This window comes from Salegentibacter sp. BDJ18, assembly GCF_017579965.1.
Classification (GTDB): Bacteria; Bacteroidota; Bacteroidia; order Flavobacteriales; family Flavobacteriaceae; genus Salegentibacter.
Genome location: NZ_JAFLQX010000018.1, coordinates 85,693 through 109,602, shown reverse-complemented (window position 1 = coordinate 109,602; position 23,910 = coordinate 85,693). Strand labels below are relative to the sequence as shown.

At 33.7% G+C, this 23,910-nt stretch carries 20 protein-coding genes; 2 read left to right on the top strand and 18 right to left on the bottom strand.

The window, feature by feature from the left end:
* Nucleotides 1-40: 40 nt before the first annotated feature.
* Nucleotides 41-2,212: a PAS domain S-box protein gene (locus J0871_RS10385; protein ID WP_208225162.1), complete on the bottom strand. Its 2,172-nt coding sequence runs from the start codon at nt 2,210-2,212 to the stop codon at nt 41-43.
* Between the two features lie 27 nt (nt 2,213-2,239).
* Nucleotides 2,240-3,598, bottom strand: a complete 1,359-nt coding sequence (locus J0871_RS10380; RefSeq protein ID WP_208225161.1) for a capsule assembly Wzi family protein — start codon at nt 3,596-3,598, stop codon at nt 2,240-2,242.
* Nucleotides 3,599-3,674: 76 nt separating this feature from the next.
* Here J0871_RS10380 and J0871_RS10375 point away from each other — a divergent pair, with 76 nt between their 5' ends.
* Nucleotides 3,675-4,406, top strand: coding sequence for a CpsB/CapC family capsule biosynthesis tyrosine phosphatase (locus J0871_RS10375; protein ID WP_208225160.1), 732 nt, complete (start codon nt 3,675-3,677; stop codon nt 4,404-4,406).
* 48 nt (nt 4,407-4,454) lie between these two features.
* Here the strand turns inward: J0871_RS10375 and J0871_RS10370 are convergent, their stop codons facing one another.
* The 7 genes from J0871_RS10370 to J0871_RS10340 are packed head-to-tail and all read right to left on the bottom strand — an operon-like array spanning nt 4,455 to nt 13,212.
* Nucleotides 4,455-6,857 carry a polysaccharide biosynthesis tyrosine autokinase gene (locus J0871_RS10370; RefSeq protein ID WP_208225159.1) on the bottom strand — a complete coding sequence of 801 codons (2,403 nt, stop codon included), beginning with the start codon at nt 6,855-6,857 and terminating at the stop codon, nt 4,455-4,457.
* Complete coding sequence (locus J0871_RS10365) at nt 6,858-7,643, bottom strand: polysaccharide biosynthesis/export family protein (RefSeq protein WP_208225158.1); 786 nt, start codon at nt 7,641-7,643, stop codon at nt 6,858-6,860. It lies immediately after the preceding gene.
* Nucleotides 7,644-7,653: 10 nt separating this feature from the next.
* On the bottom strand, nt 7,654-9,630 hold the full coding sequence (locus tag J0871_RS10360; RefSeq protein WP_208225157.1) for a nucleoside-diphosphate sugar epimerase/dehydratase: 1,977 nt from the start codon (nt 9,628-9,630) through the stop codon (nt 7,654-7,656).
* 7 nt (nt 9,631-9,637) lie between these two features.
* On the bottom strand, nt 9,638-10,798 hold the full coding sequence (locus J0871_RS10355; RefSeq protein WP_208225156.1) for an aminotransferase class I/II-fold pyridoxal phosphate-dependent enzyme: 1,161 nt from the start codon (nt 10,796-10,798) through the stop codon (nt 9,638-9,640).
* Nucleotides 10,791-11,393: an acetyltransferase gene (locus J0871_RS10350; RefSeq protein WP_208225155.1), complete on the bottom strand. Its 603-nt coding sequence runs from the start codon at nt 11,391-11,393 to the stop codon at nt 10,791-10,793. Before J0871_RS10350 ends, J0871_RS10355 begins: the two co-directional genes overlap by 8 nt.
* A 1-nt stretch (nt 11,394) precedes the next feature.
* The gene (locus tag J0871_RS10345) at nt 11,395-12,000 is read right to left on the bottom strand and encodes a sugar transferase (RefSeq protein WP_208225154.1); all 606 of its coding nucleotides are present in this window, start codon (nt 11,998-12,000) and stop codon (nt 11,395-11,397) included.
* Between the two features lie 45 nt (nt 12,001-12,045).
* A complete protein-coding gene (locus tag J0871_RS10340; protein ID WP_208225153.1) occupies nt 12,046-13,212 on the bottom strand; it encodes a glycosyltransferase family 4 protein in 1,167 nt (388 codons plus the stop codon).
* 104 nt (nt 13,213-13,316) lie between these two features.
* Here J0871_RS10340 and J0871_RS10335 point away from each other — a divergent pair, with 104 nt between their 5' ends.
* Nucleotides 13,317-13,985, top strand: a complete 669-nt coding sequence (locus J0871_RS10335) for an acetyltransferase (RefSeq protein WP_208225152.1) — start codon at nt 13,317-13,319, stop codon at nt 13,983-13,985.
* Here J0871_RS10335 and J0871_RS10330 read toward each other — a convergent pair whose 3' ends face one another.
* The 9 genes from J0871_RS10330 to J0871_RS10290 all read right to left on the bottom strand — a co-directional run bounded on the left by J0871_RS10330 (nt 13,986) and on the right by J0871_RS10290 (nt 23,849).
* Nucleotides 13,986-15,089, bottom strand: a complete 1,104-nt coding sequence (locus tag J0871_RS10330) for a glycosyltransferase (protein WP_208225151.1) — start codon at nt 15,087-15,089, stop codon at nt 13,986-13,988.
* Nucleotides 15,071-15,952 (bottom strand): glycosyltransferase family A protein, encoded by an 882-nt coding sequence (locus J0871_RS10325; protein ID WP_208225150.1) that lies wholly within the window; start codon nt 15,950-15,952, stop codon nt 15,071-15,073. The genes J0871_RS10330 and J0871_RS10325 overlap by 19 nt, the downstream gene beginning before the upstream one ends.
* Nucleotides 15,953-15,955: 3 nt before the next feature.
* Nucleotides 15,956-17,038, bottom strand: coding sequence for an EpsG family protein (locus J0871_RS10320; protein ID WP_208225149.1), 1,083 nt, complete (start codon nt 17,036-17,038; stop codon nt 15,956-15,958).
* Nucleotides 17,039-17,229: 191 nt separating this feature from the next.
* Nucleotides 17,230-18,333, bottom strand: a complete 1,104-nt coding sequence (locus J0871_RS10315; RefSeq protein WP_208225148.1) for a glycosyltransferase family 4 protein — start codon at nt 18,331-18,333, stop codon at nt 17,230-17,232.
* 1 nt (nt 18,334) lies between these two features.
* Entirely contained in the window at nt 18,335-19,414 is a 1,080-nt protein-coding gene (locus J0871_RS10310; protein WP_208225147.1) for a glycosyltransferase family 4 protein, read from the bottom strand.
* Nucleotides 19,415-19,424: 10 nt separating this feature from the next.
* Entirely contained in the window at nt 19,425-20,309 is an 885-nt protein-coding gene (locus tag J0871_RS10305) for a glycosyltransferase (RefSeq protein ID WP_208225146.1), read from the bottom strand.
* A 14-nt stretch (nt 20,310-20,323) separates the two neighbouring features.
* Nucleotides 20,324-21,532 (bottom strand): glycosyltransferase, encoded by a 1,209-nt coding sequence (locus J0871_RS10300; protein WP_208225145.1) that lies wholly within the window; start codon nt 21,530-21,532, stop codon nt 20,324-20,326.
* Nucleotides 21,533-21,631: 99 nt separating this feature from the next.
* Complete coding sequence (locus J0871_RS10295) at nt 21,632-22,654, bottom strand: nitroreductase family protein (RefSeq protein ID WP_208225144.1); 1,023 nt, start codon at nt 22,652-22,654, stop codon at nt 21,632-21,634.
* A gap of 70 nt (nt 22,655-22,724) precedes the next feature.
* A complete protein-coding gene (locus tag J0871_RS10290) occupies nt 22,725-23,849 on the bottom strand; it encodes a polysaccharide pyruvyl transferase family protein (protein WP_208225143.1) in 1,125 nt (374 codons plus the stop codon).
* Nucleotides 23,850-23,910 lie beyond the last annotated feature (61 nt).

The window sequence follows — 23,910 nt, the reverse complement described above, 5'->3', positions numbered from 1 at the left end:
AAACAATAAAGAATTTAAATTACATAGATTAGTAAATATACTAAAATTGTTTTGGGATTGTAAAATAAAAGCTACTACCCTTACCATACGCTGATTCTACCCAAATTTCACCTCCAAAGTGGTCTACAATTTTCTTACAAATTGCTAATCCTATTCCAGTGCCTTCATATTCATCACGATGATGTAAACGCTGAAAAATCACAAATATCTTTTCTTTAAATTCTTCCTCAATTCCTATACCATTATCGCTTATTTTAAATTCCCAGTAAACATCTTTTTCTTCAGCTGAAATTTCTATAACAGGCCGCCGATCTTTAGAATGGTATTTTAATGCATTTCCAATTAAATTAGAAAATAACTGTTTTAAAGGAAGCTCTTCAACTTTTAAATCTGGTAGTTTTCCTAATTTAATTTCTGCATTTTGCGTTTCAATACATCTTTTTTGAAGCATTAAAACTTCAGAAACCAAATCTTTAGTATTAACTTCCACAACCTGATACTCTCCTCTCCCAACCCTTGAATATTCAAGTAGATCTAATATTATTTGTCGCATTCTGGTAGCACCATCGTGGGCAAAATAAATATATTGCTGGGCCTTCTCATCAAGTTGATCGCTGTACTTTTTCTTAAGTTGTGTAAGAAAACTGGTTACCATTCTAAGCGGTTCCTGAAGATCGTGTGAAGCGATATAAGCAAACTGCTCGAGCTCTTTATTAGAGAGTGCAAGCTCTTCGGTATGTTTTTTTAATTCACGGTTTAATAATTCTAAGGCTTCTTCTTTTTGTTTTATTTCAGTAATATTCCGGGAAATTCCCACCAATCCTTTTTTATTATCTCCAAACTTAAAGGGCACTTTAGTTAACAGCGTGTAATCAATTTTATCATTAAAATCTCTAATAATATCTTCGCGATTTATAATTGGTACGCCCGAATTCATCACCCACGTATTATCATCTATTATTTCTAAAGCTTCTTTTTCTGAAAAAAAATCTTTGGGAGTTAGCCCTAAACTGTTTTCCTCAGTTTCAGCACCTAAATAATTATTGTAAAAAGCATAGTTGGTTAAAATGATTTCGTGATTTTGGTTCACCACAAATATATGGTCTGGAATATAATCTATAATTGCCCGGAACATATTACGTTCTTCCCTTAATTTCTGTTCAATTTCAACCTGCCGGGTAATATCTTTGGCAATCCCATATACACCAGTGATTTTTCGGTTAACATATATGGGAAAATTCGTGACATCCAGAACTCTTCTAGTCCCTTTAAGACCAATAAAATTAGTTTGATAACGTTGAATCTCTCCTGAAGCGGCTTTAAGAGAAATATTCAACACGCGCTCTTTATCTTCCGGAGCTATTAAAGGCAAAAAATTCGCCGCTTTCGCATTTTCTTTTGTTCCTTCAATAAATTCTAATGCAGTTTCATTAAAATCGATAAAATTCCCCTTTAGATCAAAGGAATATACTGCATCGGGATTATAATCGAATAAAGATTGAAACGCCTGCATACTGTTTTCTGCAATTATTTCTTGATTTTTCCTGTCTGAAATATCTATAATTGCAGTACTGGTTCTCTGTTCTCCATTATGATTTGTATAGATAACCGAGTGTACTTCGCACGGAAAATTCTCTCCATTTTTCTTTATTCCTGTTAATTCATGTCTTAATTCCCCCACCAAATTTCTTTGGTTAAGCGCATTCTTTAAATTTGCGTTTTTAAGTATAATGTCTTCCCTGCTTAGCCGCTTAAACTCTTCAAAAGTATAACCGAACATCCTGCAAGCAGCTTTATTAACCTCTATAACCGGCCCGTTAGGATCTGAAAGGAAAATTGCCAATGAAGAGTTCTCTACAACATTTTTTGCCTGAATTATATTCTCGGGGGAGACAGCATCATTTTTATCGACTAATTTTAAACATATAGAAAAAGCTTCTACATCACCATTTTCGTTTAAACAGGGACTACACAGTATTTTTAAATTCTCTGATTCTGAAAATGAATATAGCTTATGAATAATACCTTCGCCTGAAGTAAAATCACTTTTAAATTTTTTACATATTTCTGCAGAAAAAACTTTTGAAATACCAATTTGAGTTGCTAAATGTTTATTGAAATTTTCTTTTACAAAAATTTCCGCAGAAGAATTCCAGGATAAAATCTTATACGCTTCGTTTATTTTTAATACAGGCGTGGTGCATTTCTTCATTGGGGGAGTTTAAAGTTACCGGCGCTGTTATAAAAATGATTTGGAAACAGAAATTCCTGCGCCAAAATTAGAGCCTTCAATTTCATCAAAATCAGCTCCCAATTGAAGGTTTATATTCACTATATTTTGTAACAAATTTAAGTCAAGATAAGTTGAAAGTACATGTTGCCCGTTTGTGTTAGCGCTTCCTTTACCTCCATAATTCTTTCTAAAACTTCCTAGGAATTTGTAAGGAATTTTACTGAAAGCCATTCCGCTTAAACCAATATGGTGAACAAGTACTTTATTATTAGTTATTCTAAACCTATCTGGACCCAGTGTAATAAACGGTAGACCTAAAACCCTATTCTCATAGGTCCATCCGGAGCGATACAGGTTATTATTAAAATAATTATCCTGACCATCTGTTGTGGGGGTGTTTTTACTCTGGTTTTTAGTATAATAAAACTCGTACATCACCGCCTGAATCCAGGAATCTATAGTTGCTGTAGGATCTTCTATAAAAACCCCGTAGCGGCCATCTGGTGTATTTCTAAGTAAACTTCCAGAGCCATCTTCAAATAAATGGTTGTAAATAATTTCAACATTATAATTGGCCAGAATAGTTTTAATATTAACCTCGTAGCTTCCCAAATGATTTCCCAGGCCATTAATTTCCTGTTCAGAAATTCCGTCGCCGGTATCATCTCCTACTCCTCTACCAGTAATTGCTCTTGTATAAGCCTTAAAATCTGAAGGTAAATCGCCAAATTCGGGATGTGTACCACCCCACTGAACAAAATGCCTTAAACCTGCAGAAATTTGGAATTGCGGTGAAGATTTATAAACTAAATGAAAGCTTTTATGATGAAGCTTTGTATCTTCAACATAGCGCTCGTCATCCATAAAATATTCCTCCAGGGAAGCTTCAAAACCGAGCCCACGATTGTTTTTAAAAAAGATTGGGCGTTTGGTGAAAAATCTTATTCCGGGTAATGGTCTCGCATTTAAAGACCATAGAATACTTTGATTTGTAGCGCTTAGTCCTCTATATAATTCTTGACGTTGTTTGCGACCTGCTACAATTCCCAGCCAGGAATTATTAAAAGCCAGATAAGCCTCGTCTAACTGCAAAGCATCTGTATAACCATCCTGATAAAGCGCTCCCAAACCTCCTTCTAAACTGGCATTTTCAGAAAACCTATAAATTCCCGCAATAGTTGCAAAACCAGATAAATTAGTAAGTTCGTCTATTCTGCCGCGTTGGTTGGTGTGTAACCAAAAAGGAGAATTGTCTTCACTAAAAAGTAAGCCGGTAGCATTTACATTGCCCTTAAAATCTATTTGCTGGGCATTAACCGATAAAAACAGTAATAAAAATAAAAATGTAGGAAAATAGTGTTTCATAAGTAGGCTTTAAGACAATTCAAATATGCTTAATTTGATTTAAAAATATGTAATTTTATGCTTCTAAAACTTAGAAATGCTATCCATTTTTCAGAAAAAAATATTCTTAGCCGATTTACTGGAAGGTTTTACCGATTTCCATAACCATTTGTTACCTGGAATAGACGATGGTGCTAAAGAAGTTGAAGATTCTTTGAGTATGATCCAAAAATTTAACGAATTTGGAGTAACTGACTTCGTGGCCAGTCCCCACGTAATGGGAGAGTTCTATCCAAATACACCAGAGACAATACTTCCAGCCCTGGAAAAGGTAAAAACTTATTTACCTAACGGAAACTCAATAAAAGCTGCCGGAGAGTATATGATGGATCAATTTCTAATAGATCAATTAGAAAAGGAAAACGTATTAAATGTAATAGATAACTATGTTTTAGTTGAAATGTCTTATTTCCAGGCGCCAATTAATCTAGCTGAAATCCTTTTTAAAATTCAGAGTAAAAATCTGAAACCAATTTTAGCGCATCCAGAGCGGTATGCATTTTACCACGGAAACAGCCTCAATAAATATGAAGATTTAAAAGCAAGAGGCTGTAAGTTTCAGCTTAATATGCTTTCTTTAAGCACTCACTACGGGACGGGAATCCACAAAAAAGCATTACAACTACTGGAAAACGGAATGATAGATTTTATTAGTAGCGATGCGCACCGTATGGAACATCTTGAAAAAATAAGAAATCTTAAACTGAAGAAAAATCGGGTAAAGTTAATTGAGCCGGTAATTGAAAAATCCAAAGCTTTATTTAATTAAATATAGCTCTGGATTTTATTTTATTATACCACCAAATTTAGCAGTGTATTATTTCTTACCGAACATTGTGTTTTTAATTCGTCGCCAACGGGATTCTTTATCTACACCGTAGCCGTAACCATAACCATAAGAATAACCGTATTTAGCTCCATAAGAGAATTTAGAATAATCTACATCATTCAGAATTATCGCCGGACTTTTAATTTTTCCCTGTTGTTTGAGTTCTTTTGGGAAATCTAACATTTTTTTATCGGTTAGATCTGCTCGTACTACATAAAGTGTAGTATCAGCCAACGGACTAATAAGCAAGGTATCTGTAACAATCATTGTTGGTGCAGTATCAACCAGAACATAATCATAAAGCTTCGCCGCATAATTAATAAGCTCCTCCATACGGTCATTCATTAGTAATTCTGCAGGGTTTGGAGGTATCGGTCCAGAAAGTACCATATCCATTTTTATACTACCGCTCTGATCTCTTGAAATAATTTGTTCTTCGCTTACTTCAAAATCATAAAGATAATCTGATAATCCTTTCTCACCCATAGCAACATCGGCATATCGATGCAATTTAGGGTTTCTAATATCAGCACCAATTAGAAGCACTTTTTTGCCGGTACTTCCTAATGTGCGCGACATATTGTATGAAATGAAGGTTTTTCCTTCTCCTTTAATAGTAGAAGTAATAAAAATCACCTCACCTCGATCCTTATTTTTATTCTGAATTAGATACGCCAGGTTGGTTCTTAAAATTCTAAAGGATTCTGCCAGGGGAGATCTATCATTAAGTTCAATCTGTTCGCTTTGGTCACTGCCTATTCGAGGTACTTCCCCAATAAATGGCACATGTTTAGTTAGACTTTGCAATTCTCCTTTATGGTGAACTTTAGTATCTAACATATTCTTAGCAAAAATGATAAGAATAGGAATAATTAATCCAATTAGAAATCCACCTACCAAAATTAACCAGGGTTTCGGATCTACCGGTGAGTTATTCGTAAATGCCTCATCAATTACTCTTGCAACAGAAGCGGTAGCCGCAAAGGAGATAGCGGCTTCTTCCCTTCTTTGTAAAAGAAATAAATAGAGCTGTTCTTTAATTTGCTGTTGGCGTTCTATACTTCGCATCCCTTTTTCCAAACCGGGGAAGGTGCTAAACTGGCCCTGGGCGACATTTTCCCGTTGATTAAGTTCCCTCAGCCTGACATTAATCGAACGCCTTGTGCTTTCTATATTCTCATATAGATTTTCTCGTAAACTATCAAGTTGCTCGGTTATAGTTTCTACAATAGGATTTTTTTCAGTTCCGGCTTTTAAATACATATTACGCTCCATCACAAGCGTGTTGTATGAGTTTATTAGTCCAGCAACTCCACCTTCACTTATTCCTACTTCGGGTAATAATTCATAATTTCCTTGATTTCGTAAAACCTCCTCTATAGATTCAAGCAGGGATAATTCCGTTTCCAACGTAAAAATCTCCTGTTCGGCTGCAGAAAATTTTGATTGAAACTCAGATGCACCACTAGAAATATCCATCAAACGATTCTCTCTCTTAAATTCGGCTATTCCACCTTCTACAGAGTCCAGTTCGGTAGTGATCATTTCAAGTCTATCCTGAATAAATTTGGTAGTATTTTCTGCAACCTCTTGTTTATCCTTAACTCCTTCTTCATTAAAACGCTCCATCAATTTATTCAGAAAATCTTCTGATTTTCCTGAAGAAGCCTGAACTAAACTTAAAGCTAAAATATCTTTGGCCTGGCCTTTTTGAGCAATTTGCAACTTGGCAATATACTCGGCAGCTACACTGCGCAAAGGTTGAATTCTAATATTTACGGAACTCGTTTTTCTAAAAGTACCTTCTTCTTCCCCCGATTTGGGAAGAATTGTAAATTCCAGGTCGTCTAATTTAATGACTTCTCCTATATTGTGATTTTCAAAATATCCAGTAGTCTCTTCCTCTAGTGTAAAAGAAGTATCTGAGTTAGGTGTCACCACCAGATTTTTGGATATTGAGTGTACAATTGTATCTGGCGTAATAAATTCTATCAGAACAGGGCTGGATTTATAAGCTTCTACAGTAATTACATTTCCCTCAATAAAATAGCTGATATTGTGATCTAATTCATCAACTACGCTTTCTACAAGTTGTTTAGACTTAAGTTTTTCAATATGATTCTGAATTCCGTCATCTTCTAAAGAAAAAATGGCTCCACCACCAGACGGGGTAGCATTCATTGCATTTTTTTCCTGATCGTCGACGATCATCATCGTAGCCTGGGTACTATATTTTGGGATTGTATATCTATTATATAAATAGGCTAATAATCCACCAATTAGAAAACCTAAAAGAATCCATTTCCAATAAGTTAAATACTTATAAATCTCTGCTTTTAAATCAAAATTCGATTCTTCCTTCTCTTCGGTGAAGTCGTTTAGTTCTTCCATTTACAGATTATTGATTAAAAGATAAAGACTAATAATAGTAGTTCCTACTGAAATTATACCCTGGTAGCTGGTAAAAAATCCAGCTGATTTAACAGCTCTATAAGTTGGCTCTACATACACCAGGTCGTTTTGCTTAAGGTAAAAGAATGGACTATCAAACAAATCAGATTCTGTCATATCAATATGTCCCACAGTTTTAATACCATTTACTTCGCGAATAATCTTAATATTTTCTCGCCTACCGTTATAGGTAATATCCCCGCTCATGGCAATCAGTTCTGGCATAGTAATACGTCCATCGGTAATTTGAACTCTGCCGGGAGAACCAACTTCTCCCAACACTGTTACACTAAAATTGACGATTCTAACATCTACGACGGGATCCCTCACATATTCTGAAATTTGCTCCTCCAATTTCTGCTGAATTGCTGTTCGGGTTAGGCCTTCTACTTCTACGGTTCCGAGAACAGGAAAATTAATAGTTCCTTGCGGACTTACCAAGTAACCCGTTAAGGAGAGATTTTGGCCACCTCCGCCACCGCCACTTCCTTGTCCTTGCTGATTCATACGAAACGGTTCTACTATCTCTTCATTCACAGAAGATGAAGAAACATTGATACGTAAAACATCATTCGCTTCAATTCGCGGTTCGTAATCCAACAGGTTTTCTTTTCCCTCGAGGCTTTCTGATCCATGAAAATACACCACGTCATCTTTAGTGGCACAACTTGAAATTATAATACTCGAAATAAGAAACAATCCAATTCTCCAAATTGATTTAAACATTCAATTATATTTATTTACTTATTACTTCTTCTTTATTATCCAGGCTTTCAAACATAGAATTGTTACTCTTAAACTCTGGAATAAGTGTTTTTAACTTTTTAACCATTTTATCCGCTTTTAAGGTATTGGCCGATTTAATAATACTTTCAATTCTTTCACTAATGTGTTCGTAATCTCTTACCACTTCCTGCCCTATCATTATTTTTTTATGATGAGTGGGAAGTGTTTTACATTCATCATTAAGCAATTCTTCATAAAGTTTTTCCCCCGGCCTTAAACCGGTTATCTTAACTTTAATATTCTTATTAGGATCATAACCGGCAAGTTTAATCATTTTTATGGCTAAATCCATAATTTTTACCGGTTCTCCCATATCAAAAATAAAGATCTCTCCACCTTTCCCCATAGCGCCGGCTTCAAGAACCAGCTGACAGGCTTCCGGAATGGTCATAAAATACCTAATGATATCCGGATGAGTAATGGTAACCGGGCCTCCTTTTTCAATTTGCTTTTTAAATAAAGGCACTACAGATCCATTTGAGCCTAACACGTTTCCAAATCGGGTGGTGATAAATTTTGTAGTGTTTGAATCTTCTTTAACCCTAGAGTGATAAAGTGACTGAACGTACATTTCAGCAGCTCTCTTTGAAGCACCCATCACATTACTAGGATTAACCGCTTTATCAGTAGAAACCATAACAAAATGCGAAACTTGATACTTTAATGAAAGATCGGCCAGGTTTTTTGTTCCCTGTATGTTTACAAAAACTGCCTCGTGAGGATTCTCCTCCATCAACGGAACATGCTTATACGCCGCGGCATGATAAACTACATCTATTCCCTGGTTTTGAAACATTAATTCAAGACGTTTAAAATTGCCTACATCACAAATAATAAATTTGCATTTAAGCTCAGGAAATTTCGCCTGAATTTCGAGACTTAAGGAATGCAAGGGAGTTTCCGCCTGGTCTAGAATTATTAATTTTTTAGGGTTATATTTTGCAACCTGCCTTACAATTTCACTTCCTATAGAACCAGCTCCCCCGGTTACCAAAATTGTTTTACCAGTTAATTGCTCAATTTTATTTTCCGGATTAAGTCTTATGGGTTCCCGCTCTAAAAGATCTTCAATTTGTAAAGATTTTACCTTTTTCGCGATTGGTTGGTTATCTTCCCCCCAGGTAGAAACAATTGGCGCATTAAAGACTTTAATGTTGTGCTCTAAACAGTCTTCTACAAAATTGAATTTTTCTTCAGCCGTAAAACTATTTTCAGAAAGAATTATAGCATCTGCATTAACCGATTCTACTGCTTTATGAATTTTAGCTGAATAGTTAATTACCGGTTTATCAAGTAGCCTAATGCTTTTATTATGCTTTTCGTTAGTTAAAAATCCAACTATTTTAAATCTTCTCGGAATTTCAATATCCAGGGCTCCGGCAATGGAAATTGCATTTTCATCGGCGCCGAGGATCACTGCATTCAATATATCTTCATCCCTACTAACCAATTTAAAATATTCATAGATCTGTTTTACTCCCAATCTAAAAAGGAAAAGCAAAGAGAATGAAATACATAAATTAATTAATAAGCCTCCAACTAAAAACACCTTCTGACCGACGATGAAAAAAGTTACATAGTTAATAATCAATAACGTGATAAATGAACTAATTGTGGCTAATAGTAATTTTAGGGCATCTATATTGGAAGAATACCTAATAATTCCCGCGTAAGTCTTAAATACATAAAAATAGAAAGTATGGACACCAATTATTATAAATGCTTTATCATAAAAACTAAGCATAGTATAGTAGTTTGGAGTAAGATCTACTATAATTAAAACAGTAAACAATGTAGAAATAGCCACTAAGGAAAGATCTATTAAATATACTGCCCATCTTGGCAGGTATTTAATATTTCTTAAATCCAGGGCATTATCGGTACCCGATAAAATATTTCTTAGTGCCTTATTAACTTTATTGCCCATAATTCTATTAACTTCTGTTGCTAAAACAGGATAAAATTCCAGATTTAATTCGGTTTCGTTCTTCCTCGGTTAAATTGGAACCCGATGGTAAACAGAGTCCGTTTTTAAATAATTGCTCTGCAACCCCTGTTCCATAAAAAGCAGCATCTTCAAATACCGGCTGCATATGCATTGGTTTCCAGAGAGGTCTGCTTTCAATATTTAGATTTTCGAGGTGTAAACGCAAATCTTCCCTATTTATTCCACCCGTCTTATTTTCATCAATAGTGATCACACTTAGCCAATGATTTGCGAAATAATCTTTATTAGGAGCCTCAAAAACCTTAACTCCCTCTATTTCAGAAAACAAATCTACATAAAAATCGTGCATTTGCCTCCTTGCACTTACCCGGCTATCTATAACTTGCATTTGGCCACGACCTATTCCCGCAGAAATATTACTCAACCTATAATTATATCCAATTTCACTATGCTGATAATGTGGTGCAGCATCTCTAGCCTGGGTGGCTAAAAATACCGCTTTCTCCTTATTTGTCTGCGATTTAGCGATTAAAGCGCCACCTCCTGAAGTTGTAATAATCTTATTTCCGTTAAAAGAAAGAATTGCATATTCTGCAAAAGTTCCACATTTCCCACCCTTATAGGTGCTGCCCAAAGCTTCAGCAGCATCTTCTATTACAGGAATATCAAATTCCTGTGCTATTTCATTTATTTTTTCAACTTGATAAGGCATTCCGTATAAATGTACGGCAATTATTGCTTTTGGTTTTTTTCTTTTTGAAATTCTATCCTCAATAGCTATTCTAAGTTGATTTGGACAAAGGTTTAAAGTTTCTTCTTCACTATCAATAAAGATTGGAGTAGCTCCCAAATATGCAATAGGGTTAGCGGAAGCAGCAAATGTCATGCTCTGGCAAAGCACTTCATCTCCGGCTTTGACGCCTATCATAATTAAAGCAAGATGTAATGCCGCTGTTCCAGAACTTAAAGCAGCCACGGCACCTTCTTTCCCAGATTCTTTGAAGAGGTAATTCTTTATATCCTCTTCAAAGCCATTTACATTGGGGCCTAAAGGTGCTACCCAGTTTTGTTCAAAAGCTTCATTGACGAATTTTTGCTCATTTCCGCCCATGTGTGGAGATGATAACCAAATTTTATCTTTATTCATTTAAGTATTTTATTATTTTTCCAGGATTGCCAACAACCACAGCAAAGTCTGGCACGTCTTCAATAATTACTGCTCCGGCACCAATAGATGCCCATTTTCCTATTTTTACACCGGGAATAATTGAGGAACCAGTTCCTACCTGAGTTCCTTCTCCCACACTAACATTTCCAGTTAATACAGTATTTGGCGCTATATGTACAAAATTCTCCAGGTGCACGTCGTGTTCAACAACCGCACCAGAGTTGATAATGCAATGTTCGCCAATTTTTGTACCTGCATTAATTATTGCTCCCGGCATGACAACAGTGCCCTTACCCAGCTCGATATTTTTAGAAATTATGGCTGAAGAATGACTTACTGCTTCAGCTATTAAACCTGTATATCTACGGGCAACTTGTTTTCTAATTGTATTATTACCAATAGCCAAAACTGAAGAGGTTTTAAGCTGATGTTCATTAGGCTCATGTGTCACTTTAAAACCGAGAAATTCTGTAATTGCTGTATTATCATCAAAAACTGAATCAACCTGAATATTCCTACTACTCAGGATATCAAAAACAACTTTTCCGTGACCACTGGCTCCGTAAATATTCATTCTAATTTTTTCCATTAAAAGCTTCCGTAGTCGCCATATTGGCGGTATTTATTCCTTCAGAAATAATTACTTTCTTAATTGTTTTAAAAATAATGCTAAGATCTAAACCAAAGGATAGGTTTTCTACATACCACACATCATATTCAAACTTTTTAGTCCAGCTTATTGCATTTCTACCATTAACCTGGGCCCAACCAGTAATTCCGGGTTTTACCTCGTGACGTTTTTTTTGCCTTTCAGAATATAATGGCAAATACTGAGGCAATAACGGCCGGGGACCAATTAAACTCATATCTCCTTTTAGGACATTAATTAACTGTGGAATTTCATCTATAGATGTTTTTCTTACAAATTTACCTACGCCGGTTAATCTTTTGTCATCGGGCAATAGATTTCCGTTCCTATCCTTTTCATCTGTCATTGTTTTAAACTTGATAATACTGAAAATATGTTCATCTTTACCCGGTCTTTTTTGAAAAAAGAAGGGCTTCCCACGATTCGCCAAAGCTAGTAAAACTATAATTGGAATTAATAACGGACTAAGCACTAATAATGCCGTAAAAGCAATTAAAAAATCAAGTAAATTTTTAAAAAAGTGCCTGTACATAGGTATATTTAGGAATTTATACTGTAAAAATTGGCCTGGCCAAAATTAAGATTTTATATACTCCCGTTCTAAGCTTTTGTATTCCTTTAACAGTATTTGCCAAAATTCCGTTCGTTCGTAATATTTACAAATTTCATCACGGGCATTTGAAGATAATCTTTCGGTATAATTTTTATTTTCTACAATTAACTTCATAGCAGTAATTAAGGCTAAAGTATCTTTAACAGGTATAATCACTCCGTTAATTCCATCAACTATAATTTCATTACAACCATTAATATTACTTACTATTGCCGGAAGGTTCATAGCTCCAGCCTGCATGACCACATTAGGAAAACCTTCCCGATAACTGGGAAATGTCAATGCGTTTGAGACAGCTAAATAAGGCCGAACATCTTCCTGGTAACCCGTAGTGAATATCTTTTCGTGTAGTTGAATAGTTTTGAAAGTTTTTTCTTTTAAAGGATCCAATTCTTTTTCAAAAGGCCCCACCAAAAGCAGGGAAATATTTTGATTTTCAGCCTGAAGGTTATAGAAAGCTTCTACTAGTTCGTTTATGCCTTTTTCACTAACCAATCTCCCAATAAAAATAAAGATGAAATCATCATGAGGAATACCTAGGGATTCTCTTTTATTTTTTTTCTGGGTTGCATCAAATTGAAAAGGATCAAAATACCTGGTGTCAATTCCGTTGGAGCTTCCTTTTCCCAGCACTTTTAGTTTATCTTCTGTAGCAAAACCTTCTTTTAAAATAATATCTTTTAAGCCCCTGGAATTTGGATAAACTCTCGTCGCTAATTTATAGGTGAATTTCTCAACCAGATCTAAAAGCTTTCGCTTATTTCCACTGGTTTCCATTAGTGGCAATCCAGCAACGGTGTGTAACCTAATAGGCACTCCTGCTATTTTTGCCGCTAACATCCCCACAATCCCCGCCTTTGGGGTGTGCGTATGAACAATTTCCGGCTTTTCCTTTTTAAAAAATTTATAAAGCTTCCAAACGGCTCTAAGATCTTGTATTGGGGTAATGGCCCTGGTCATCTCCACCCAGAAAGTATTTACTTTATTTTTTTCTCCATACTTTTCCAGACGTTCCCTTTCAGCGGCGACTGCGGTAACCTCATAATATTGGTTCATATAGGTGAGCTGACCTTCCAGCAGTTTTTCCAGGGAAAGAGGAATTGTGGTTATGCGGATGAGTTTTTTGGGCATAAGAATCTTTTGCGGATACAAAACTAAATTTAATTTATAAATTGTTAAAGATATAATCACAAGGTTTATAAATTTTATATTTGCGACAATAAATCGACCCAAAAATGAAAAAAAGTAAAAAGCTAGTTATATATGGAGTTGGTAAATTTGCTGATTTCATTATCTATTCTTTCATGCATGACAGTAGTTATAAAGTTGTTGCCCAATGCGTTGAAGAAACCTATATTTCTAAAATCCCAAAAACCGATCATGAGTTTCCATTAGTAAATTTTGACGATCTAGAAAAAAAATTTAATCCCGATGAATACGAACTGTTTATTACTGTTGGCGATGATAGGGTAAGAGAGCGTATCTATAGATCAGCTTTAAAAAAGGGCTACACCCTTGCAACTTATATTGCCTCCTCTGCAATATACCCCAAAAACTTAAAGACAGGGGATAATGTCTACATTGGAGAAAAAACAGGCATTCAACCTTTTGTAGAGATAGGAAACAATACTTTTATTATTGCAGCAAATATAGGACATCATTCTAAAATTGGTAAAAATTCGTTATTAAGCGTATGTTTACTTGGTGCCGAAGTACAAGTTGGAAAAAACACTTTTATCGGCCTAAATGCTACTATCAAGCCTAAAATTAAAATAGGAAGTTTTAATATAATAGGTATGAATAGTAAAATTACATCAAACACTCCCGATCATGCTGTATTTTCTGAACCTGCTACAAAAATTCACAAGCTAAGTTATAAGGATATTAATGGAAAATATCTTTAGCTAAAAGTTAGACTCAACTAACTCCTCATAAATTTGAATATAATTTTCAACCATTAATTTTATATCAAAATTACTCGCTCTTTCAACAACACGTTCTGAGATAGTTTTATAATAAACTTCATCATTAATTAGCTTTAAAATCTCTTCACTTAGCGTTTTTGAATCTCCTTGCGGAAACAATATCCCTGCCCCATTAACTATATTATGTAAGCCTGGCACATCTGACGCCAGAAAGGGTTTTCCGCTAGCCATGCCCTCGATACTTGATAAAGAGAGTCCTTCGTAAAAAGAAGACAATACCACTAAATCAGCCATTTTCAATAACTGCGGTATATCACTCCGGATACCTAAGAATATTACTCGTTTTTCTAATTTGTATTTCCTTACATTTTCTTCTATTTCACTTCTGAGAGGACCATCACCCACTAATAATACTTTGAAATTTTCTGGTAAATATTGTAAAGATTTTACCAAAGTATTCTGATCTTTTTGAGGGCGAAAACTAGAAACCTGAATAATACATACGTCATCATTTTCCAGTAAAAGGTTTTTTCGAAAAGGTTTGGCACATCTAATTTTCTCCAGGTTTACACCATTTGGTATTAATTGAAAATTATGTTTTGAAAATTTAAGATAATCCTGTAAATTCTTATCTACTTCTGGAGATATGGTAATTATCTTGTTATATACCTTATAAATTAGTTTATCTGTTATCTTTAGTATATAGTTGCTCCTGCGCCTATTGGAGGTGTTATGCTCAGTATATAAAAGTAAAGTTTTATTTCGGTTTAAAATCTTTGCCAAACCAACCCAGTATAATGATGGGAACAAATGAACATGAACCATATCATACTGTTTCATTAAAGGAGATATTTCCAAGATATGCAATGGGTTATAAACCGACTTATATTTAGATTTTATAATCTTAATATCATTCTTTTCTAGCTCATTTAAAAATGGGGAGGAAACCCCATTTAACAAAAAAAGATCAACCTCTAATCCCTCACTTTTATAAATAAGAAGGCTGTCCAAAATTAACTTTTCGGCTCCTCCTGTTGCCAGGCTATTTATTACATGCAATATCTTTAAGGTTTTGTTTTCCATCGTATATATAAATTCAAAAGAAGGCCTCCCGGGAGCAACAGGAATGAAAGAATTGGGTAAGGTGACTTGAATGGTAATTTAATATCTCTCAAAAAAAATGCAGAGGAAATTAAATGCAATGAATCTTTAAATTTTGCTAACCAATCGGTACTATATTTTAGCTTAACTAATCGGGCATAACCAAAACCACGAGGACTTTTCCGATATTGTTGTAATATCGTTTTAGAAGAGCCATCCGCCTGGTACTCGACAGTACATAGAGGTTTATTGACTAACAAAAATTCATAGGATTGCCCAATCATAAGATATAGAATTCCCAGGGGTACCAATCTCTCATTTTCAAATTCAGGATATCTTGGGTACTTATTAACAATATCAGTTCTTAAAACAATCTTTTTATCTCCTTTAACTTTATATTGGGAATATAACTCGTGGAGTGTTGATGTTTCCAGATTATGCGGCATTGAGGTTCCAACTATTTCTCCATTTTGTAAAGCATCAAGACCAATTAATCCAGCAATATTTTGATTGTCATTAACTTTCCATTTATTCACAATAATTTCTATAGCGTCAAATGGCATATAATCATCGCTGTCTATACATACATTTAATTCTGTTTTTATTTTATCGTATGCCAGATTATGCGCTGTATGCATCCCGCCATTTTGCTTGAATTCGTATTGTATTTCAATAAAATTTTCTTTCTGCCATTCTTTTACAAGTTCATTTGTACCGTCAGTTGAGCCATCGTCGATTATCAACCATATAAATTCTTTTGAACTTTGAGCTTTTAAACTTTCATAAAGTCTGGGTAGTAATTTTATACGATTATATGTAGGAGTAAAAATTGTAAGTTTTTTCATTTATCATAGTATAACTTCCAGCAAATAGGTAAACAAAAATGAAGCTGAAATAATAAGACCTATTTTATTGTGCTGATTGATCAAGAATTTTTTCTTTAATAAAGGATAAATTATTACCAGTCCTAATAAAAACCAGGATAGATAGGCAAATCTATTAGAAAATCCAGCCCTAATAACCAGGATCCAAAACGAATTGGTAATTACAAAAACTTGATAGATTACCCGATAATTCTTGTCCTTAAATTTCTTTTTAAACATATAGTAATATCCAGCAAAAACCCCGGTGGAACTATATAACAAAAAATCCCAGCGAAACCCTGTTTGGGAAAATTGTTCAGCAAACTCATCATTTGCTAAGTATAACTGCATTCTATCTTCTTCAAAACCAAACCCCAAAAAAAGAGATTCCCAAAAACCACCCCCAACCAAAGATAAAGGAATAGCCAGAAACCAAATCTTTAAATATAAAGAAGGATTATTTTTGAAGTATATAATTAAATAAGCTAAAATTGGAATTACAATAGAGGTATGTATATTCACCGCCAGAAACATCCATAATGCTTTAAATAATAATTTATCTCTCGAAAGGGCATAAATAAAAATTGACGTGGCCAGTCCATTCCTAATTCCATTCGTCCCATAAGCCCAAAAGGTTAAAACGGAGATAATCATTAAAAACCCATAGCCCCAATAATTGGCAAACCACTTTTTACAGGCCAAATAAATGGGTAGTATATACAAAGTCGCACACAGGAAGAAAAAGAATTGAGCGTTCATAAAGTAAGAAGAAAACTTCATAAAGGCATAAAAGAATCCATCTTTAACCTGAAGTACTTCCTCTCCTGACTGATACCTTTCAAAATATTTATTATAGGTCCCCATATCACCAAAATAATAGCTTATTGGCCTTAGTCCCATTATCAACAGGAGATAAATTACTGCGACACCCCCAACAACTTTTGTAAATTTAATTCCAATGGGCGTGGTAATATTCGTTGAAAAAGTATTTATAGCAGTTATAAATACAATTGCAAAAAGCAACTGATAATAAATAGGAGTATATATTTGTATAGGGAATAGTTCCAACTATTTTATTTTATTTTTAAAATTGCATCACAAAGGTCTTTTGTAAAAACATTACCTCCGTTTTTTGGTAAATGATGACCATCATAGGTTATATATATTACTGAAATCGATAAAAGTAATCCCTGTATCTTTCGCCAAAATATTCATTCCCTCAGAAATTAAATCAGAAATTCTGCTCAATTACTAACATATTACTTAACTAAATTGTCTTTCCACATTTCCATGGTTCTGTCTAGGTTAAATTCCTTGGCTACTTTTTGGGCCTGCTTTCCATAATTAAGTCTGGCAGATTTACTAGTTATAAGGCGGGACACCTGATTAGCAAATACTTCAATATCTTGGTCTGGCACCAGCAATTCTGCCTGCTCTTCTAGCAATATATATTTTGGACCGGTTGGACAGTCAAAAGATACAACCGGTAATCCAACCGACATCGCTTCCAGTAAAACCATTGGAAAGCATTCGGTTTTAGAGGTCATTAAATAAAGACTATAGTTTTTCATTTCACTCACAATATCAGGCGTAGTTCCCATTAAACGAACAGAATTTTCCAGACCACGCGCAACAATCATTTCATTTAATTTTTCAGAGGTTCCTAAATAATCATCTCCAAAAATATCTAAGGTCCATTCCGAATGTTTTGTAATTACCAGTTGCCAGGCTGCAATTAATTTATCAAAGCCCTTAACCGGTGCAATTCTACCCGCTGCCATTACTTTTTTAGTATCTAGTTTAGCTGCTCCCCCCTTAAAATCAGGAGCGGGATTCGGGATAATACTTATATTTTTATTTTTATAATATTGTTTTTCCCCGGGATTTAATATTATTAATCGGTTATATTTATTTTCTATATAAGCCCTAATTTTTAGCTTCCATTTTTGTTTTATAGACCTATTCTGATGAAAATCATAAAAACGACTGGAATGAAATTCTTTAATTTTTTTTACTGAATTACCTATAAAAGGTAAGCAATAAAAATCCAGTCCAAAACTAACTGAAATAACATAATCAGGCTTTATTTTCTTTATAGTTTTGCGAAGTTCAAATAAATGTTTAGGTAGTTTTTTTAAGTTTTCAAAGCTAAAGTAACTCTTATCCCTATTATAATTTATATCTATATCTAGTAAATTAATTTTCGAGTTTAATTCAAAATATGCTTTTTTATCTTTTTGTTCAGTTGTTAAAATTGAAATATCCCATTTATACTCTGCGGCCATATAATTAGCTTTCAAGCTTAGTACCCTTTCTATTCCGCCGGGTTTATAAAGTTGATCGGTTATAAATAATATTTTCAAACTAAAGACTTTTATATAATTTATCCCATTGCGGCAAAATATTCTCCGGCTTATATTTTAGTGCCTTCTTTCGAGCCATTTCCCCCATCCTGTATCTTAAGTTATGATCGTTCATTAATAATTGTAATTTTTCTATAAAGACTTGCTCATCCCCTTCAGGAATAAGGAAACCGTCAATGCCATCGGTAATAATATCCCTGGGACCACTGGGGCAATCATAGGCTATACAAGCTAAACCGCAAGCCATGGCTTCAACAATTACCATCCCAAACCCCTCTGATCGGGAGCTTAAAGCGAAAATTGATGCTTGCAAATATTCACTTTCAATATCATTAACAGGATCAAAAAATTTTACCGTAGATTTTAAATTTAGCTTATTCGCTAATCGAATAAATGTTCTATCCTTGTCTATCTTTCCAAAAATCTCTAAATTCCAGGAAGGGTTTTGTGAATATACCTTTGCCCAAATATTCAACAATCTATCAAGACCTTTTATATAACTATGGCTACCAACCATAATAACTTTTTTTTCTTCTTTCTCCTGAAAAACCTGAGATGGATAAAACGAAAGTGGATTTGGAATTGAAATTATATTGTTCGTTTTCCATTCTTTTTTATTAGAATCGGTAAGTACGATAAACTTATCATAAAGACCGGCTCCATAGTTCATTAAGATGCTAAAAATCCCGGATTTTATACTTTTTGGATTTTTAAAATTCATTTCCTTCGAAGCATGCCTTTCATATATAAATTTTATATTTTTTTTAAAGATTAACGGTAGAAATAATCCTTTTACACCATCGTCACAAACGGAAATAATATCGGGCTGAAATTCGTGAAATATACTTCGAAGCCCTTCTATATAATCTTTTATTTTCCCTACAAGGCCATCATTTATTTTAATATTATAAAAAGTAATATTTTTATTAAAAGAATAGAAGGCTGATAAATTTTCTTCATTTAAAGAGATTATACTTACCTCATACCCATACTTTTCTATCAACAAATTTGTCTTTACAGACAGCACCCTCTCCAAACCTCCCGACCCGGTCACACCATTAGTAATAAATAGAAGTTTCATGCACTTTTAATTAATTGGATTTCATTAAATAAACCTGAACTAAATTTGAAATTTGTTTTAGGTAAATTTTTGCATACCGAAAATTAGCAGAAGAATTTTTAAAAAATGCCTTCATAAAATAAATAGAAGAATTTTTAAAATAACCAATTATAGAGTAAAAAAGGAATAACGGGTCTTTGGTATTATGCTTTAAAAATAATATTTTATCAGAAAATCCTTTTTGCAAATTTTCATCTACACTTGCTCCGCTATATATACCTTTCTCATTTACCCGAAATACCGCTGAATTAAACGGCAAAACTGCAATTTTACCATTGTTGCGTGTAAGAAATAATAACAAACTTAAATCTCCTATCGCAGCTTCAGCTAAATAATCCGGTATATTAAAATTGTTCCTAATTAATCCGGTTAAAGTACCGGTTCTGTTTTTTAAAATGAGATCATATTGACTAAAAATTTGCAATTTTGGAATTTTTATACTTTCAATTAATTGATTTCCTCTTAAAATATTATAACTGGTAGTGCAAACTTGTATTTGCTCATTTTTTTCCATAAAATCAACCTGTTTCTGCAACTTTAAAGGATCGGTCCAAAAATCGTCTCCTTCACAATAAGCAATATACTTTCCGTTAGCGATCGGAAACAAAAACTTAAAAAAAGGTTGAATTCCCTGAGAAAATTGATTGACGTTTTGCTTGACTACTCTAAATAAGTCCGGATGCTTTTTCTCATATTTCGTAATAATCTCCAGGGTTTTATCGGTAGAAGCATCATCATGAATAAGAATCTCAAAAGAGAAGTTGGTTTGTTGCATCAAAAATCCCTTCAAACATTCTTCTATATAATGCTCATGGTTATATGTTAAACAACAAATGCTTACTGAAACTTTATCCATTTTTTAATATAAATTCAGTTAGAAGCAATTAATTTGCTAATCATCGAATCAAAACGTTTTATCGTTTCGCTACTCTCTTTAGGTTCCTTCCGTAAATAATTTACAATTGAATGGTATAATTCTTTATCCTGCATCATTTTTATAATTCCACAAACAACTGCTTCGGGATTCATGTCTGTTACCAATCCATTTTTACCGTGTACCATCTGATTATAAACAGTATCAAAACGTGTGGTTACTACGGGGGTGTTCAACAATCGAGCTTCGGCAATTGAAATCCCATAACTTTCTGAACGTGATGTTTGCACGTATAAGTCAGCCGCTTTAAAATAAGGATAAGGATTGGCGGTTGTGCCTAAAAGTGTTAAACACCCGGCGAGCTTATTAGATTTAATGAATTCCTGCATTTCAGACTGAAAAGAACCTTTACCTATAATATACCAATGGAAATCAATTCCACTTTCCTTTAATAGTCTACAGGCTTCAATGGTAATATCAAGCCCCTTCATTCCTTTCTCTAAACGAGAAACTGTTAATATTTTAAAAGTATTCTTTTTAAAATCGGCCTGGAACATATCAGCCATCTTGTAAATACTTGAAACATCAAGCATGTCTGGAATCAACCAAAGCTTTTCAGTAAGAAAAGGAAGAATTTTTGCAATATGTTGTCTGTTTATTCTAGAAACAGGAACAATATAATCAAATTGATTGTAGTATTTTTTTTCAAAAGACAAACTACGTTTGGTTAATTGTAAGTTAGCATTTACCCAGGTAATTTTCTTTTGCGCTTTTATTTTATCAATAACATAGTAGGTGGGAACTCCCTGAGCATATGCAATGGCAATATCGTACTCTTTATCACTAATAGTAAAAGCCTTTTGAACAGAACCCCAATAAAGTTTTGCAGTGTCAGACACATTTCTCTTTCCAACTCGCAAACCTATGGTATAGGTTAGTTTTGCCCATACATATCTAATTTTAAATGATGTCAAATTTTGAATTAATGATTTTTTGGCAAATTCATTATAAGGTAAGGGAGATAATAATCTAACATAATCAGGTATTAAATTTTCCAATTCACCTCCGTAACTAAATAACTGTAAATCAATATCATATATCTCCGAATCTAAATTAGATAGTAAGGCTATTAAACTCTTTTCACTACCTGCTAAACTTAAGGATTCAATGACAAAAAGTATTTTTATTTTATTTCTTTTATTCAAGTTGATTTCCTTTAGTGATAGTTTTTCCTAATTATAATTTCTATATACAATCTAAGTACCAAGCACTATTTTCCCGGTTTTTGTGTATAATTATTCAATTTATACTATTTTCAAAATTTCATCATTTTCCCGTCTTAAAGACAACGTAGTTTTAAAGGAATTGGCAGGAAAACCTATTGGGACAACACAAAGAACTTTTTCTGACTCTAATAGAGGCAATACTTTCAAAATTTGTTTATCTTTTTCTATGGGATGCCCCCAATGCGCAGGACAGGCTGCAATTTTATAGTAATGCAAAGCATATAGCAAATTCATAATAAATAATCCTCCATCAATATATAGCTGATTTCTCTCCCCAATGGAGTAAAAATAGTTTCTATCTGCCACCACCACTAACAATTGATTTATCTCTTTTGTGTACCCGGTGAGTCCACCCTGAATTTTTAAGACCTTATCTATTTTCTCCTTGTTTTCTAAATAGTAAACTTTAGTAGGCTGTCTGTTACAAACAGAAGGTGCGTTTTTTGCTAATTCTATTACCTTTTCAATGGTATCTAAAGGTATTTTATCTTCTTTGAAATTTCTAACACTTTTACGTGAGGCTGAAAATTCTTTAAAATCATGATAAACATTATTAAAATATGTATTATTATCCCTCTCCTGAATTATGCACATATTTAATGTTGTCATTTTTTTAAAAAGTTCATAATCTTCCCTACTAAAAAAATCAGATATATCTACTTTGTCAGATTCGTGCTTTTCGTAATACTTACACATAGCTAAATAGGCAGCTGCTATTTGACTATTCTTATAGTTTTGTTTAACAATATCGATAGACAAAAGCTTTATCAAGTCCCTTATTCGATCCTCTCCAAATCTATATCTAAAATTATTATGTAAAAATCCCTTCTCTATAGCATGATAGTGTAGAACTATTTTAGACTCAATTTTGTTAAAGGTATTTTGCTTAAACACCATAGAATGTTTATAAAACAACTTGGCATCTTCATATGTATTAACAAAAAGTTTCCTGATACCCAGTAGATTAATAATAGTATTTATGAAACTATTATATAGCTTAGGTCCCAGTATTTTTTTTATTGAATTTTTTATTTTATTCATAGAAATTTCATATGATTAGAGCTCTGGAAAGGTTCACTGATTTCAAAGCCGAATTAGTCTTTATTATAAACTATATATTGTTTTTTAAAAAATTAAGGGAATGCTCTTTTAAAGATTTCAGTTTTAAATTAACAGCAGCATAATCAATCTCTTTTTTTAATTTAGATTTATCAAATTTTTCGACATCATAGACTAAACGATCTTCTAAACCCAATTGTTTCAAAATAGATTCAAAACGCGAGGCTCCCCTATCCATGTTGGCTAAAGACAAGAAAGGTTTTTGATTAATAATTGAAAATAAGGTGCCGTGAAAGGAATCTGTAATCACAAAGTCTGAATCCCTAAAACCCTGAAGCCATCCCTCAAGAGGTGGAACGATATAATCCTCAGTTTTGCCACTCTTGTAGATATGAGTTTGATATTTTGCCTGATTTGTGCTTACTCCTAAATTTAAATATTCTGAACAATTATTTATAAAGTCCTTTTTTAGTTTTGAGTCATCAAGCACATAAGTAAATAATCCAGACTTTTTTTGTTTCTCCCCTATAAGCTGACTATAATCTTCTGCTTCTAGAAGTAAAGTTGGATCCAATACATGTTTTGCATCATCTCTATTAAATTTATCGCCACAAATTGGAACCCCTGAATCCTCTCTCACCGAAATGGCATTAAATTGATTAATCAGTTCAGAGCATTTTTTTGTTTGTTCATTGGTATACTCCCATTCTTCGGTGCCAAATGAAGCCGCATAAGCTAGCTTGCTAATTGAAGGCTCTTTTATAAAATCCAGGTAAAAATTCAAAATATCAGGAGAATATTTAGGTCGCCAAACCTGATCACTACCAACTATTACATCATCAAAATTTTCTTTATTAAAATAGGCAGCCAAAGCCTCTGTAGACTCGAGTTCAGGCGATAATTTTATATATTCCTTTATAAAACTTAAATTGTGTTTAAATACCGTATTATACGGCAGATATTTAGGGTTTTTAGATTGTATAATATTCCTAAAGAAACTGGATTTATATTTACTGGCCAGGATTTTAATCTTGGAATGCGGGTTATCTGCCCTTCTGTCTATAGTAACCACTTCATATCCGAGATCCAACAGAACTTTTTGTAATGCGTAGTTCTGAATGATGCCTCCATAATTATGTCCAAGCGGTAGAGTAAGTAAGGCAATTTTATTTTTCATGTTAAAACTATTAATTCAATCTCCCAATTTAATAATACTAATAACTTGGAGTTTTCAAGCT

Excerpts from the sequence above, each read along its gene's own strand:
- J0871_RS10385 (WP_208225162.1), bottom strand. The coding sequence starts at position 2,212 with ATGAAGAAATGCACCACGCCTGTATTAAAAATAAACGAAGCGTATAAG.
- J0871_RS10380 (WP_208225161.1), bottom strand. The coding sequence starts at position 3,598 with ATGAAACACTATTTTCCTACATTTTTATTTTTATTACTGTTTTTATCG.
- J0871_RS10375 (WP_208225160.1), top strand. The coding sequence starts at position 3,675 with ATGCTATCCATTTTTCAGAAAAAAATATTCTTAGCCGATTTACTGGAA.
- J0871_RS10370 (WP_208225159.1), bottom strand. The coding sequence starts at position 6,857 with ATGGAAGAACTAAACGACTTCACCGAAGAGAAGGAAGAATCGAATTTT.
- J0871_RS10365 (WP_208225158.1), bottom strand. The coding sequence starts at position 7,643 with ATGTTTAAATCAATTTGGAGAATTGGATTGTTTCTTATTTCGAGTATT.
- J0871_RS10360 (WP_208225157.1), bottom strand. The coding sequence starts at position 9,630 with ATGGGCAATAAAGTTAATAAGGCACTAAGAAATATTTTATCGGGTACC.
- J0871_RS10355 (WP_208225156.1), bottom strand. The coding sequence starts at position 10,798 with ATGAATAAAGATAAAATTTGGTTATCATCTCCACACATGGGCGGAAAT.
- J0871_RS10350 (WP_208225155.1), bottom strand. The coding sequence starts at position 11,393 with ATGAATATTTACGGAGCCAGTGGTCACGGAAAAGTTGTTTTTGATATC.
- J0871_RS10345 (WP_208225154.1), bottom strand. The coding sequence starts at position 12,000 with ATGTACAGGCACTTTTTTAAAAATTTACTTGATTTTTTAATTGCTTTT.
- J0871_RS10340 (WP_208225153.1), bottom strand. The coding sequence starts at position 13,212 with ATGCCCAAAAAACTCATCCGCATAACCACAATTCCTCTTTCCCTGGAA.
- J0871_RS10335 (WP_208225152.1), top strand. The coding sequence starts at position 13,317 with ATGAAAAAAAGTAAAAAGCTAGTTATATATGGAGTTGGTAAATTTGCT.
- J0871_RS10330 (WP_208225151.1), bottom strand. The coding sequence starts at position 15,089 with ATGGAAAACAAAACCTTAAAGATATTGCATGTAATAAATAGCCTGGCA.
- J0871_RS10325 (WP_208225150.1), bottom strand. The coding sequence starts at position 15,952 with ATGAAAAAACTTACAATTTTTACTCCTACATATAATCGTATAAAATTA.
- J0871_RS10310 (WP_208225147.1), bottom strand. The coding sequence starts at position 19,414 with ATGAAACTTCTATTTATTACTAATGGTGTGACCGGGTCGGGAGGTTTG.
- J0871_RS10305 (WP_208225146.1), bottom strand. The coding sequence starts at position 20,309 with ATGGATAAAGTTTCAGTAAGCATTTGTTGTTTAACATATAACCATGAG.
- J0871_RS10295 (WP_208225144.1), bottom strand. The coding sequence starts at position 22,654 with ATGAATAAAATAAAAAATTCAATAAAAAAAATACTGGGACCTAAGCTA.
- J0871_RS10290 (WP_208225143.1), bottom strand. The coding sequence starts at position 23,849 with ATGAAAAATAAAATTGCCTTACTTACTCTACCGCTTGGACATAATTAT.